Here is a 14,377-nt window from a genome sequence, read left to right as displayed (position 1 = left end):
ATGCATCGCGCCACCGGGCATCACTGCCAGTTATTATTTAGGTTCAGTACCGAACCATTTTTTGTAGATCTCGTTATAGGTGCCGTTCTCTTTCAGCGTTTTCAGCGCGCCGTTCACTTTCTCACGCAGGTCATCGCTGCCTTTCGGGAAGGCGATACCGTATTGTTGAGCTTCCAGCGAGTCACCTACGGCTTTGAACTGGCCGTTACCCGCGGTTTTGATGAAATAAAGAATGTTTGGCGTGTCATGCAGCACGGCGTCTGCTCGGTTGGTGCCCAGTTCCATATAGGCGTTATCGATATTCGGGAACTGACGCAGGTCTTTGGTTTTGATATTAGCTTTCGCGTAATCAACGGAACCGGTGCCGCTCTTCACAGCAACAACTTTACCATCCAGGTCTTTCACGCTTTTAACGTCGTTATTATTCGCTTTGACCATCACTAACAGACCGCTTTTGTAGTAGCCGTCAGAGAAGTCGATCGCTTTTTTACGCTCGTCGGTGATGGTGATACCCGCCAGTGCCAGGTCGACGTTTTTGGTTTGCAGAGCCGGGATGATGCCGCTGAAATCCATTGGTTTCAGTTCATAATCCAGCTTCAATTCTTTGGCGACGGCAGCCCACAGATCCACATCAAATCCAACGTATTTGTCACCCTGTTTGAATTCGAACGGTACAAACGCGGTGTCAGTTGCGACAACCAGTTTCTTATCTGCGGCATGGGAGGACACCGCAAAAGCCAGGGTAAGTGCAGCCAGTGAAACTTTTAATACAGACTTCATAGGATTTCCTTTTATATCCACGGGGCGATCCCCTGCGAGAACATATGGCTTAATGAAAAAATCGTGCCACTTTTGCAACTCATTGTTTTAAAAAGAAGGTATTTCTTTTCTCTGCACAATAAGTTGGGCAAAGCGGAAAATCTGCACTATTTTGGGGCACCCATTTGGTGCGTACCTGACACGGTGCAAACGGTATGACTATTTAGCGTAAAAATTGTTGATAAAACAATCTTTCGTTAACGATTGTGTGAGGTGATTATTACAATTAATTTACTTTGGAGTGACGAATGATCAATGTTATGCACCATAAATGTGCAAAACCCCCGCCGGAGCGAGGGTTTTATAGGTAATTCTTATGTCTGCTGTTATTCAATGTTGGCTTCGATAAACCACAGGAATTTGTCGAGATCGCGTGACGCAGCGGTGAAGATATCCGCTGTATCTTCGTCTTTTGCTTCGCTAATGGCTTTACGTACGCTGTTGGCGACCACTGCATAACGATCGGCCAGTTCTTTTAAGTGGTCCTGCACGCTATGGATATCCAGCGGATAGCTTTTCAGTGGCGTTTTGCTGTTAATGACCTGGGTCGTACCCAGTGCCACACCGCCTAACTGTACGGCGCGCTCAGCCATGGTATCGAGATGATCGGTCAGGGCAGTACGGAAGCCATCCAGCATTTCATGGACAGCAATAAAGTTCGCGCCGCGCATGTTCCAGTGAGCCTGTTTAGTGATCAACGACAGGTCGATGAACTGGATCACTTGCTGATTCAGCAGTTCTACCGTGGCTTTCTTTTCGCTGTCTGTCACATCGTTGCGAGTATAAACGAGGGCGGATGCTTTTGTTTTTACCAGTTTTGCGGTACTCATATTTTCATATCCTCTTGATATTTATGTCCCAACTCTTCAACGGGAATAAGTATAGCGCTAATTTTGGATTTATTTTTCCGGTGTTACCTATTGCTTTAATAGTGAAGAGATGAATGGAAATAAAATAATTAATAAAATCATATGCATACATGATTTTATTGCAACGAAATGTTATTTTTATGTTAATGTAAAAAATTAAAAGAAATATGTGGGTGGGTACAAGATATTTATTAGAAAATTATCACGCAGATTAACAAGTGGATATTCTGCATGATTATGCAAACCATGCAGAATATTAAGGGGGTTAATTCACGTCAACTTGCTTAATTTGCGGTTCTTTGCGAATAGTGAGTGTAGAACCCATTGATGCGGCAATAATAGCCCCCAGGGCCAGCGTCTGGATAAGCGTTAACGTTTCACCAAGGAAGATCATTCCCGAAACCGCAGCCAGCGCGGGTTCCATGCTCATCAACGTACCAAAAGTACGCGTTGGCAGTCGCGTTAGTGCGATCATCTCTAATGAGTAGGGCAGCGCGGTGGAGAGTACGGCCACGGCCAGGCCCAACGGCAGTATTGACCAGTGCCACAGGGCATCGCCGGCCTGAATCGCGCCAATGGGAACAAAAATCAGCGCAGCGATTAATGAACCGACCGCTACGGTTGCCGGACCGTGTTCTGCGCCGGCACGCTGGCCGGTGAGAATATAAACGGCCCAACAGGCGCCAGCTCCCAGCGCCAGCGCTGCGCCGGTTAAATCAACATGAGAAACGTCCTGGCCAAGCGGTAACAGGAACCAAAGCCCAAGAACGGCCAGGGCTACCCAAATAAAATCTACAGGGCGTCGGGATGAAAACAACGCCACTGCGAGCGGGCCGGTAAACTCCAGCGCCACGGCAATTCCCAGCGGGACGGTCTGAATAGACAGATAAAAGAGGTAGTTCATCCCGCCAAGAGACAGACCATAAAACAGCAGCGGCAGGCGCTGTTCTTTAGCAAAACGTAAACGCCAGGGTTTAAAGAAGGCGATAAGGATGAGTGTGCCCAGCGCGAGGCGCAGCGCGGTAACACCAGGTGCACCGACGAGTGGGAACAGCGATTTTGCCAGTGATGCACCGCTTTGAATGGAAGACATAGCAATAAGTAAAACCAAAATAGGTAACCAAACTGGCGCTTTACGTAACGACCCCGGCATCCTTTCTCCTGACAAATGATGGTTACATCTCTTCATCTGCGCGGCGTTGCGACGCGGATGGCAAAATGTATAGAAAAGTAAAACAGCGAGTGTAATGGAAATACACTCAACTGGTTGAGTATTGGTTGAAAAAAAAATTCTTCAGATCCGTACAATGGTACGAAATTGGTGGATTAATAATCTGCGTGATTAGGAATTATCTGGATGAATGTGTCGTATTGTGCGCGCAATAATGGCTCATTAACTTAAAAAAGTGGTGTAAATTGAAAGGTATAGCTGGTTTTTGAAATGTTTTGTTACATGAAAGAGCCCGTTAGACACCGCGAATCGCAAAGAGTTTCCCATCAATTTTTGTTATATTTAAAACTTAGGATTTACTTGAAGCACATTTGAGGTGGTTATGAAAAAAATTGCATGTCTTTCAGCACTGGCCGCTGTTCTGGCTTTCTCCGCAGGTACTGCTGTAGCTGCTACTTCTACCGTTACTGGTGGTTACGCTCAGAGTGATGCTCAGGGCGCAGCGAACAAAATGAACGGTTTCAACCTGAAGTATCGCTACGAGCAGGACAACAACCCGCTGGGTGTAATCGGTTCCTTCACTTACACTGAAAAAGACCGTACCGATGCTTCTGGCGACTACAACAAAACCCAATACTACGGCATCACTGCTGGTCCGGCTTACCGTCTGAACGACTGGGCAAGCATCTACGGTGTAGTGGGTGTTGGTTACGGTAAATTCCAGAACGCAGCATCTCCGGCTGACAACCACACCACCAGCGACTACGGTTTCTCTTACGGTGCTGGTCTGCAGTTCAACCCGATCGAAAACGTTGCTCTGGACTTCTCCTACGAGCAGAGCCGTATTCGTAGCGTTGACGTCGGCACCTGGATCGCTGGCGTGGGTTACCGCTTCTAATCACTTCGGTGATATAAAAAATCCGCCTTTTGAGGCGGATTTTTTTTGCGTGTAATTTAGAGATTAACGAGATTTGGTCTCAAAGATATCGGTACCCAAATGGTTGTAATCCACCTTCTGCAGTTTGAAGTTGGTGATATACACTGGCCCGGCCTTTTTCTCTGAGATAAAACGGTAGCTGTTGGTAATTTCCTTCGCGCTGATCCCCGTCCATTGAGAGAAAAAGCTAAGAAAATCATTCGCAGAGCGACGGGCTTTTATCACCCGATGGGCTTTATCATCGCTTGACAGCACCATAAAAGGCACCTGGAAATTCTGCTGGAACCGATCGTCATGCGCCAGGTACTGCACCTCTTTTCCCCGCTCTTTAAAGGCGAGACCATGGTCAGAGAAATAGACCATCGAGAAGCTGGTACCGCTGTTGCGTAATTGCTCGTAAAGCTGGCGCAGCAGGTCATCCGTCTGCGTCATGGTGTACAGATAGCAAGATGTCTCCTTTGACTGGACGAAGGTCTCGTATTTTCCTTGCGTACGGTCGCAGGCCTGCGGATGTGAACCCATTAAATGCAGCACGATGAGCTGCGGCTGAGTGCGCTCGGTGGCCAGCACCTGGGCAGTCATCTTCAACAGTTCTTCGTCACGGGTATTTTTATCCGCTTCGAAATCACCGTTTTTGAGGAAGTGCACTTCATCAGCTCGTTTTGCGATACTGGCGATAGCCGTATCGTATTCACCAATCTGCCCCTGATTGGAAAACCACCACGTCTGGAATCCCGCGCGGTTGGCCAGAGTGACAAAGTTATCCTGGAACTGGGGTTTATTATCAACAACCCGATTAAGCGTTAAGCCAAGCGATTTTTGCGTTGAACCGCTTGCGGCAATGTAATCTGCGAACAGATAGCCGTTAACGGAACTGGCAAACGGGGTGTTGTCCCAGTGACCGCCAAACGCACCTAATGCGTCGCGGCGGGCGCTTTCACCAATGACCACGACATAAGTGTGATACTTTGGTTTCACGGCGGTTACCGTCCAGCTATCTTTCACACTCGACAGCTTCGCCATGCGCTCCTGTTCATCAAGCACTTCGTTATTATTGACGATCACGTCTTTGGCAAAGCGGAAAACCGGATAACCGGTGTCCTTAAGCTTGAACACGCCGCCCCAGGCCAGGTTTTGTACCGGAGTAACAAAAAACGCGACGACGCTAAACAACAAACACAGGCTGTCGTATTTATTCCAGCCGCGCTTTTGCGCTTCTTTTTTACGGCGTACGGCGATAACGCCGAGGGCAAAAATAAATACCCCAACCAGATAATTGTACCAGGGGAAGATGGTCAGGATTTCGGTGGACTCTTCCATATTGGTTGAGTGCAGCGCCAGCAACGTATTGAAGTTAGGCGAACCATAAGCCTGACCAAACGGAAAGTACATTGCCGCAATAAGTGAGCAAATGCCAATCAGCACTTTCTGCGCGCGCGGGGCGCTGCGCCACAGCAGTATTAATATACAGGTGAAAGCAACGCTGTAGAGCAAGCTAAGCGGATAGCCCAACGCCAGGTTGATCAACATAGACTGTAAGAAATAGAGGCCAGTCCACGGACTAATGGCCCGGCTACGAGCAATGATTGAATCTTTGAGGGTTAAATTCATACGCCACTAATGCAAAAACGCCATGTGCTTACCCTGGCGTTAAGGGTCATTGCCTGCCTGAGAGAGCGAGAAGAGGGATAGGGTCCGCATCCGCGAGCCGCAATATACGCAGGGCTGCGAAAAGATAGAGTGTGCATGAGAGAAGGTCAACTACTACAAGGAAATTGTTTTGCGAGAGAGGTGGCAAAACTGACAAAAAGAAGGGTTATTGGGACGAAAACCACTACTGCACCCCGGATGACAGCAGGGAAAGGAAGCGGCGTACCGCGACGCCGCATTATTTTCCTGAAGGTTTATCCTGCTCTGGTTTGCTGTTGATCATGTCACACAGCATAGAGATCAGCATCAACCGTACTTTAAAGGGAGAGTGGCTAAACACGCGTATACACCTCTTAAATTCATTCATATAAACCTCCTGACTTCACGATCCCATCGGTCCTTGAGGGATGTCTTTATTATATACAGATATAGCACAGGCTATATTATATAGCTATTGCTAAAACGTTAATTTTTTGTGCCCACGCAACTCTGGTTTACAATGAGCGCTCTCTAATCAGATGCCGTTAACGCGTCACAGTAACGAGGAAGCAGAATGAGTCGTCGCGCAGGTATGCCAACAACAAAAAAAGTGACGCAATTGGTGAATGTCGAAGAACACGTTGAAGGATTTCGTCAGGTCCGGGAGGCGCATCGCCGCGAGCTGATTGATGACTACGTAGAGCTGATTTCCGATCTCATTATTGAGGTGGGTGAAGCGCGCCAGGTGGATATGGCTGCCCGACTCGGGGTTTCCCAGCCGACGGTTGCCAAAATGTTGAAGCGCCTTGCTTCAGTCGGGTTGATTGAAATGATCCCCTGGCGCGGGGTGTTTTTAACCGCAGAAGGCGAACGCCTGGCCCAGGAGAGCCGGGAGCGTCATCAGATTGTGGAAAATTTCCTGTTGATGTTAGGTATCAGCCCGGAAATTGCCCGCCGTGACGCTGAGGGAATGGAGCACCACGTCAGTAAGGAAACGCTGGAGGCTTTTAGCCGTTTTACGCAACAGCAAGGATCTGGCTCTGAATGAGTTTTCCTTTACTACGCGCCTTGCAGCGCGATCGTTTTTTCCAGCTGTTAATCATCGTCGGGGTTGTACTGAGCGTGTTCACGCCATTTACGCCCCGCTCCTGGCCTGGAGCGATTGACTGGCACACCATTATTACCCTTAGCGGCCTGATGTTACTGACCAAAGGCGTTGAATTAAGCGGTTACTTCGATGTGTTAGGGCGCAAGATGACCCGCCGCTTTCACACTGAACGCCAACTGGCGATATTTATGGTGCTGGCGGCGGCGCTACTGTCGACGTTTCTGACCAACGATGTTGCGTTGTTTATTGTTGTCCCGCTGACCATCACCCTGAAAAAATTGTGCGCCATTCCGGTAAATCGTCTGATTATCTTTGAGGCGCTGGCGGTAAACGCTGGATCGTTGCTTACGCCAATAGGCAATCCGCAAAATATCCTGATGTGGGGGCGCTCCGGGTTGTCATTTACCGCGTTTACCTGGCAAATGGCGCCGCTCGCGGGTGCCATGATGCTGACGCTGGTGGTGCTGTGCTGGTTCAGTTTCCCGAACAAAGCATTGCACTATCATACCGGGACGCGCGCGCCGGACTGGCAACCACGCCTGGTGTGGAGCTGTCTGGCGCTGTATATCATCTTTCTGACGGCGCTGGAGTTAAAACAAGAGTTGTGGGGCCTGGCGATTGTGGCGGCGGGATTCATGGTTCTGGCGCGTCGCGTCATCCTCAGCGTGGACTGGACGCTGCTGCTGGTGTTTATGGCGATGTTCATTGATGTGCATTTGCTGACGCAGCTACCGGCATTGCAGGGGATAACCCACCAGATTGGCACGCTCTCTGCGCCGGGTCTTTGGTTGACGGCCATTGGCCTGTCGCAGTTTATCAGTAATGTGCCCAGTACAATTTTGTTGCTGAACTACGTTCCGCCGACGCTGTTGCTGGCCTGGGCAGTTAATGTGGGCGGCTTCGGGCTGCTGCCTGGATCGCTGGCAAATCTTATCGCTTTACGCATGGCAAACGACCGACGGATTTGGTGGCGTTTTCATTGGTATTCGCTGCCGATGCTGATATGGGCGGGACTGGTAGGGTATGGTTTGCTGCAGGTGATGTGAGGATTATGCCCGATAAGCGTAGCGCCATCGGGCATATATAGCAGATTAGTTCAGACGAACCGGCATACCAGAACGGTTCTGTACCGCCTGATCAACGACGGACTGATCAACGTCAGACTGACCGGTGACGCTGGTAATGCTCTTGTTCAGCGTAATCGGTACGATTTCCCCGCCTTCAAACTGTGCTTCAGTGGTGGACAGTGGGTTGTGTACCTCGATGTAACGGCTGCCGTCTGGTTCGGTAGTGGCTTTCACCGGCTCATCGATAAACTGTACGCGAGTGCCGACCGGCACATTTTCAAACAGGAATTTGATGTCGTCATTACGCAGACGGACGCAACCGTGGCTGACACGTAAGCCAACGCCGAAGTTAGCATTGGTGCCGTGAATAGCATACAGACGACCGATATACAGGGCGTACAGACCCATCGGGTTATCCGGGCCTGCCGGAACCACGGCTGGCAGCGGTTCGCCCGCAGCGCGGTATTCCGCATGCATTTTCGCCGTTGGCGTCCAGGTTGGGCCCGCTTTCTTACGTTCTACTTTGGTGGTCCAGTTGATTGGCGTGTCTTTGCCTAACTGACCGATACCGATCGGCAGAACGATAACGGTGTTGGTGCCTTTAGGGTAGTAGTACAGACGCATTTCAGCGCTGTTGATAACAATACCTTCATGCACGGTATCCGGCAGGATCAACTGCTGAGGAATGTTCAGTACGGTGCCGCCCTTCGGCAGGAAAGTATCCACGCCAGGGTTGGCTTCCAGCATGTTAGACAGACCCATCTGATATTCTGCCGCAAAATACTCCAGCGGTTGGGTATTGCCTTCAGGAATGGTGATGACCTGGTTTTGGCCAATCAAACGGCTACCATCGGTAGGCAGCGGGTACGTGACGGCTGAGGCAGTGTTGCAAAAACCAACTACCGCAAGTGCCGCCGCGAAAAGCGTTGTCAATTTCATATTCATCTTCATGTATGCGAGATTCAGTGCCAGGCAGGCCAGTGGGTTGAGATTTATGTAGTGTTGGGCACGCATTATATGTGCAATCTGAGCAACAAGGAATTCGGATGTGTACTAAATCACATTTTTTTCCTTTTGCTTTCACTTTAGCCCTTCAGCATGAAGGGGCGATCTTATCGTAGACTTATGGCATAATAAGCGGTTTGTCACATATTTCTTTCTCTTTCAGGATACGCCAGTGTTAGTTTCCAGCAACGTCACCATGCAGTTCGGCAGTAAGCCGCTGTTTGAAAATATTTCCGTCAAATTTGGCGGCGGCAACCGTTACGGCCTGATTGGCGCGAACGGTAGCGGTAAATCCACTTTTATGAAAATTCTTGGCGGTGATCTCGAACCGACGCTGGGTAACGTTTCCCTCGATCCGAATGAGCGCATCGGTAAGCTGCGCCAGGATCAGTTCGCCTTTGAAGAATTCACCGTGCTTGACACCGTAATCATGGGTCACGGTGAACTGTGGGAAGTGAAGCAGGAGCGCGATCGTATATACGCGCTGGCCGAAATGAGCGAAGAAGACGGCTATAAAGTGGCTGACCTCGAAGTTCAGTACGGTGAAATGGACGGCTACTCTGCGGAAGCGCGTGCGGGCGAACTGCTGCTGGGCGTGGGTATTCCGGTAGAACAACATTACGGCCCGATGAGCGAAGTCGCACCCGGCTGGAAGCTGCGTGTGCTTCTGGCCCAGGCACTGTTCTCAAACCCGGATATTCTGCTGCTCGACGAACCAACGAACAACCTGGATATCGACACCATCCGCTGGCTGGAGCAGACGCTGAACGAACGTGACAGCACCATGATCATCATTTCGCACGACCGTCACTTCCTGAACATGGTCTGTACGCACATGGCGGATCTGGACTACGGCGAACTGCGTGTGTATCCAGGTAACTACGACGAATACATGACGGCGGCGACTCAGGCGCGTGAACGTCTGCTGGCCGATAACGCCAAGAAGAAAGCACAGATTGCCGACCTGCAATCCTTCGTCAGCCGCTTTAGCGCTAACGCATCGAAATCTCGTCAGGCGACTTCCCGCGCCCGTCAGATCGATAAAATTAAACTGGAAGAAGTTAAAGCTTCCAGCCGTCAGAACCCGTTCATCCGCTTCGAGCAGGATAAGAAACTGTTCCGTAACGCGCTGGAAGTGGAAGCGCTTACCAAAGGTTTTGATGAAGGCCCATTGTTTAAAAACTTCAATCTGCTGCTCGAAGTGGGTGAGAAGATTGCCATTCTGGGCGCCAACGGCGTGGGTAAATCCACTATGCTGAAAACGCTGGTCGGTGATTTGCAGCCGGATAACGGTACCGTGAAGTGGTCCGAAAACGCGCAGGTCGGTTACTACGCGCAGGATCATGAATATGAGTTTGAAAACGATCTGACGGTCTTCGAATGGATGAGTCAGTGGAAACAAGAAGGCGATGATGAGCAGGTTGTGCGCAGCTTCCTCGGTCGTCTGCTGTTCAGCCAGGATGATATCAAGAAGCCTGCAAAAGTGCTCTCCGGTGGTGAAAAAGGGCGCATGCTGTTCGGTAAGCTGATGATGCAGAAACCGAATATTTTGGTAATGGATGAACCAACCAACCACCTGGATATGGAATCAATTGAGTCGCTGAACATGGCGCTGGAAATGTATCAGGGCACGTTGATTTTCGTTTCTCACGACCGTGAGTTTGTCAGCTCGCTGGCCACCCGCGTGATTGAAATTACGCCGGAGCGCGTGATCGACTTCACCGGTAACTACGAAGATTACCTGCGTAGTAAAGGTATCGACGGCTAATTTCCCGTCGTCTTTCACGCTGCAGATGTGTTGGCTTCACCTGTTCACCCCGGTCACTTACTAATGTAAGCTCCCGGGGATTCACAGGTTTGCCGCCTTCCTGCAGCGCGAAATACTTAGGGAAAGGCGTCGAGCCTTTATTCCCTCTCCCTGTGGAAGAGGGGTAGGGTGAGGGCATCAGGCAGCACTACACCAGCCACTCACCCCCTTCAACCCCGTTCACCAGCAGCTTACGTTTTTCCCCTACCGGTAACGACACCTTCAGTGCCTTCCACGCCGGACGATAATCCCCGCGCGCGTTCACCTTCAGGTTGATGGTTGCGCCATCGCACACCATTTCCCATTCCACCCACAGCGCATTGCCGTTCTGATAGCCCCAGCTTTCACCGTCGTCTTCAAACAGCAGCCCGGAGGTCGTGCCGACGCCTTTAACCGGGAACAGCTTCAGCTCGCGGGCCGTATCTTTTTCGGCACTCACATGCGTGATGCGCTCGCTGAGCGGCAGACCTGCTCCGGCGCGCACCAGCAGCGGCAGTTTTTCCAGCGGCGCATCGAGGACGATGGATTGCCCGCCCGCATACCACGCGTGGGTGTAAAAATCATACCAGCCCGTTTCGTTATCCGGCAGCCAGACCCGGCGCTCGCGCTGCCCGGCTTCGACGACGCTGGCGACCAGCAGGTCGCGGCCCAGCAGGAAGTCATCGCACTCTTCAAAGGTCTGCACATCGTGCTCATGATCGAGGAAGGTCGGGCGCAGCATCGGCTCGTCGTCGGCATGCGCCTGCCAGAGCAGGGTATAAAGATACGGCAGCAGGCGATAGCGCAGTTCAATGGCACCACGAATGGCAGGCGTCACGCCCGGATACATCCACGGCTCGTTCACCGTGTGGTCATCATTCCATGAGTGAATGGTAAAGCGCGGATGCATCACGCCGTTTTGTACCCAGCGGACAAACAGCTCGGCATCCGGTTTGTCGCCGGAGAAACCGCCGACGTCGTGACCGACGTTGAACAGCCCGGACAAGCTCATCCCCAGCCCCATGCGGGTGTTAAAGCGCAGGGTGTCCCAACTGGTGCGGTTATCGCCGCTCCAGGTCTGCACGTAGCGCTGCATCCCGGCGCAGCCGGAACGGGAGATGAGATATGGGCGCTTCTCCGGGGCGAAACGCTGCTGCGCTTCCAGCGAGGCGCGCATCATCAGCAGCGGCATCACCGGGCGAATGTGCTTGATAGCGATTTCCTGGCCGAAGCCATGGCAGCGCGCTTCGCCGTCCCACACTTCAAACTCGTTGTTGTCGTTCCAGGTAGAGTCGATCCCCATCTCCAGCAACTGCGTGGTGACGCCTTCCTGCCACCACTGGATAGTCTGCGGGTTGGTAAAGTCGAGGTTAGAGCCTTCGTCATCCCAGAAGCTGGAACGTTCTGGTGTATTGCTTTCGGAATCGCGAATAAACAGGCCGCGTTCTGCTACTTCGTTATAACGCGGGTGATCCTGCAACAGGCACGGTTTGATATTGGCCGCCAGTTTCAGCCCCGCGTCGTGGAACGCCTGGCTCATCACCTTCGGTTGCGGCACTTTGTCGTAGTTCCAGTTAAAGACGTAACGCTTTCCGTTGATCGAGGTGTAACCGGAAGAGAGCTGGAACGAGTCGCACGGAATAGCGTGTTCTGCGCACAGGCGGATGAAGTTCATCAGTTGGTTCTGCGCGTCCTGTGCGTCGGTGTAGTGCATGGTCGAGCCACTATAGCCCAGGCTCCATTTTGGTCCGAACAACGTTTTGCCGGTCAGACGGACAAAGGCTTTGGTGACGTCCAGCACGCGCCTGCCGGTAAAAATGTAGTAATCGATATCGCCCGCTTCTGCCTGCCAGCGGCGATAGGCGGTGTGGTAGTTGTCGATTTCGTTACCCAGATCCAGCCAGCAGCTGCTCAGGTTGTCGTAGAACAGGCCGAAGCTCACATCATGACGGCGGGCGATAGTGAACGGGATGTGCTTGTACAGCGGGTCAGTGCTGGCTGCGTTATAGCCCATCGCATCGAGGTTGCGCATCTCATAACGTTTACCGTTGCGCTGCAGATCGCCCGCTTTCTCGCCCAGGCCGTAGAAACGCTCATCCTTACGGCGGCTGAGATAGTGCGCCACGCCGTCGCCGTGTGCATTCAGCAGGTAGGCGCTGGTGGGGCGGTCGTTGACCAGCGGCTGCCACTCGCCCGCCTCATTGCAGTAGTGCCACTCCAGCCACAGCGGCTGGTGGACGGTCACGCGCAGCCGTTCGGTTGCCACGGTTAACGTGTCGTCCTGCTGCGTCAGCGTCCAGGCCGGGCAGGTGAAGCCGCTGACATCGTCACGACGGCGACCTTCCCACGGCACGTCTTGTTCCGGGGCGATGCTCCAGGTGCGGTCCAGCGCCAGCTCGCCTTTACGCTTAACCAGCACGCGGAAAAGATTCTCTTCCAGCACATACAGACACAGACGGTGCTGGTTATCGACCAGCAGTTCAAGATGGTTTGCTGACTGCTTATCTACGATCCAGTTTTTCAGGGTTTTCATATGTAATACATCCACTATCAGGCGCGTTTAGCGCGACGTTCAGCAATAAATGCTACCAGGAAGACAGCGCCAATCAGGTCAAAGAAGCCCATGGCAATAAACAGCGGGTTAAAGCCGATTTTGTCGGCGGTTACGCCGATTAACAGCGAGAACAGGAAGCTGGCGATCCACGCCGCCGAGCCGCGCATGCCGTTGACGGTCGCCATCTGGCCTTTGTCGAACGACTCAACGACCAGGGCGCTGAGCATGCAGGAGATGATCTGGTGCCCGAAGCCGCCGATGGAGATCAGCACGATGGTGATGTACGGGTCGCGGGTAATGGCCACGATGGCCAGCGAGATCATCAGGAACGCGCCCGTCACGGAGCTGGCGACGACAGAGTTCACGCGGGAGCAGCCGAACAGACGGGTGTACAGACGCGTCAGGTAACCGCTCGCCACGCTGCCGAGGTCAGCGGCGAGGAACGGCAGCCAGGCAAACATCGCAATCTGCTTCAGATCCATGCCGTGCTCTTTGGCAAGGTACAGCGGCACCCAGAAGCTCAGCACCGCCCAGGCCGGTTCCGCCATAAAGGCCGGGATGGCGATACCGTAGAAGCGTTTGTTCTTCGAGACGGTTTTCAGCGCGGTCAGGAAGGGCAGTTTGACGGCAGGCGGTTCGTTATCCTGCTTGATAAACGCCAGCTCGTCCTTGCTCAGGTTCGGGTGCTGCTCCGGGTTATGGTAGAACGCCCACCACAGGATCACCCACAGCAGCGCCAGCACGCCGGTAAACATGAACGCCCCCTGCCAGCCGAACGAGGCGTGAGCGAAGTAAATAATAGGCGGAGCCAGCATCGCGCCGATAGAGAAGCCCACGCCCGCCCAGCCGGCAGCAACGGGACGCTCTGATTTCGGGAACCATTCACCGATGGTTTTGGCGTTCGCCGGGGTAGCGGCGGCCTCTGAAGCCCCCATAAAGAAGCGCAGTATGGCCAGGTGCAGCCAGCTTCCGGCGCCCGCATGGAAAATACACATCAGCGCCCAGATCCCGGCGCAGACCATGAAGCCAATCTTCAGGCCAATCACGTCAATCAGCCAGCCGCACAGGGGCTGGAAAATGGTGTAGGCAATCTGGAACGCACCGACGATCCAGGAGTATTGCTCGGTGGTGATCCCAAGGCTCTCTTTCAGTTCCGGGGCGAGGATCCCGAGCGAGTTTCGGGTGATGTAGTTAACGGTGACGCCAAGTAAGAACAGCACCAGGATGTACCAGCGCAGGTTCTTGATGACGCGAAGGGTTTTGTTTGTCGCAACGGTGTTATTGATGTCCTGACTCATTTTACTCTCCACAAGACGGACGGTAAGGGGACGGAGGTTCAGGTGTCACACAAATTTTTATTACTTTGATTTATAGACGTTTAAAATACGCAAGTTGATATACAACTAGTATGGAAGTGGTGTGACAAGTTCAC

At 52.3% G+C, this 14,377-nt stretch carries 12 protein-coding genes; 4 read left to right on the top strand and 8 right to left on the bottom strand.

Annotated features, from left to right (window positions below; translation table 11 throughout):
• Positions 1-33: 33 nt before the first annotated feature.
• From glnH to rhtA, 3 genes are all read right to left on the bottom strand, one after another.
• A complete protein-coding gene (gene glnH, locus FDX11_RS06600) occupies positions 34-780 on the bottom strand; it encodes a glutamine ABC transporter substrate-binding protein GlnH (RefSeq protein ID WP_061381903.1) in 747 nt (248 codons plus the stop codon).
• A 365-nt stretch (positions 781-1,145) separates the two neighbouring features.
• On the bottom strand, positions 1,146-1,649 hold the full coding sequence (gene dps / locus FDX11_RS06595) for a DNA starvation/stationary phase protection protein Dps (protein ID WP_038639118.1): 504 nt from the start codon (positions 1,647-1,649) through the stop codon (positions 1,146-1,148).
• 304 nt (positions 1,650-1,953) lie between these two features.
• Complete coding sequence (gene rhtA, locus FDX11_RS06590; RefSeq protein ID WP_042309586.1) at positions 1,954-2,841, bottom strand: threonine/homoserine exporter RhtA; 888 nt, start codon at positions 2,839-2,841, stop codon at positions 1,954-1,956.
• A gap of 400 nt (positions 2,842-3,241) precedes the next feature.
• On the opposite strand from rhtA, the gene ompX reads away from it, so the two are divergent.
• On the top strand, positions 3,242-3,757 hold the full coding sequence (gene ompX, locus FDX11_RS06585) for an outer membrane protein OmpX (RefSeq protein ID WP_003035257.1): 516 nt from the start codon (positions 3,242-3,244) through the stop codon (positions 3,755-3,757).
• A 63-nt stretch (positions 3,758-3,820) separates the two neighbouring features.
• On the opposite strand, the gene FDX11_RS06580 is transcribed toward ompX, so the two are convergent.
• On the bottom strand, positions 3,821-5,407 hold the full coding sequence (locus FDX11_RS06580; RefSeq protein WP_137397655.1) for a phosphoethanolamine transferase: 1,587 nt from the start codon (positions 5,405-5,407) through the stop codon (positions 3,821-3,823).
• Positions 5,408-5,684: 277 nt separating this feature from the next.
• Entirely contained in the window at positions 5,685-5,813 is a 129-nt protein-coding gene (gene mntS, locus FDX11_RS06575; RefSeq protein WP_042309581.1) for a manganase accumulation protein MntS, read from the bottom strand.
• Positions 5,814-5,999: 186 nt separating this feature from the next.
• Here mntS and mntR point away from each other — a divergent pair, with 186 nt between their 5' ends.
• On the top strand, positions 6,000-6,473 hold the full coding sequence (gene mntR, locus FDX11_RS06570) for a manganese-binding transcriptional regulator MntR (RefSeq protein WP_042309579.1): 474 nt from the start codon (positions 6,000-6,002) through the stop codon (positions 6,471-6,473).
• Positions 6,470-7,579 carry an anion transporter gene (locus tag FDX11_RS06565; protein ID WP_079224870.1) on the top strand — a complete coding sequence of 370 codons (1,110 nt, stop codon included), beginning with the start codon at positions 6,470-6,472 and terminating at the stop codon, positions 7,577-7,579. Before mntR ends, FDX11_RS06565 begins: the two co-directional genes overlap by 4 nt.
• Positions 7,580-7,624: 45 nt before the next feature.
• Here the strand turns inward: FDX11_RS06565 and ldtB are convergent, their stop codons facing one another.
• Positions 7,625-8,545, bottom strand: coding sequence for a L,D-transpeptidase (gene ldtB / locus FDX11_RS06560; protein ID WP_042310152.1), 921 nt, complete (start codon positions 8,543-8,545; stop codon positions 7,625-7,627).
• A 232-nt stretch (positions 8,546-8,777) separates the two neighbouring features.
• On the opposite strand from ldtB, the gene FDX11_RS06555 reads away from it, so the two are divergent.
• Positions 8,778-10,373 carry an ABC-F family ATPase gene (locus FDX11_RS06555; RefSeq protein ID WP_042309575.1) on the top strand — a complete coding sequence of 532 codons (1,596 nt, stop codon included), beginning with the start codon at positions 8,778-8,780 and terminating at the stop codon, positions 10,371-10,373.
• Between the two features lie 187 nt (positions 10,374-10,560).
• On the opposite strand, the gene FDX11_RS06550 is transcribed toward FDX11_RS06555, so the two are convergent.
• Both FDX11_RS06550 and FDX11_RS06545 read right to left on the bottom strand, forming a co-directional pair.
• Positions 10,561-12,924 (bottom strand): TIM-barrel domain-containing protein, encoded by a 2,364-nt coding sequence (locus tag FDX11_RS06550; protein WP_137397654.1) that lies wholly within the window; start codon positions 12,922-12,924, stop codon positions 10,561-10,563.
• Between the two features lie 17 nt (positions 12,925-12,941).
• Positions 12,942-14,243, bottom strand: coding sequence for an MFS transporter (locus FDX11_RS06545; protein ID WP_137397653.1), 1,302 nt, complete (start codon positions 14,241-14,243; stop codon positions 12,942-12,944).
• Positions 14,244-14,377: the final 134 nt, after the last annotated feature.

The sequence above is a fragment of the Citrobacter sp. wls714 genome, from assembly GCF_005281025.1.
Taxonomy (GTDB): Bacteria; Pseudomonadota; Gammaproteobacteria; order Enterobacterales; family Enterobacteriaceae; genus Citrobacter; species Citrobacter werkmanii.
Note: the sequence above shows the minus strand (reverse complement) of the source record. Positions and strands in the feature narration are given on the sequence as shown.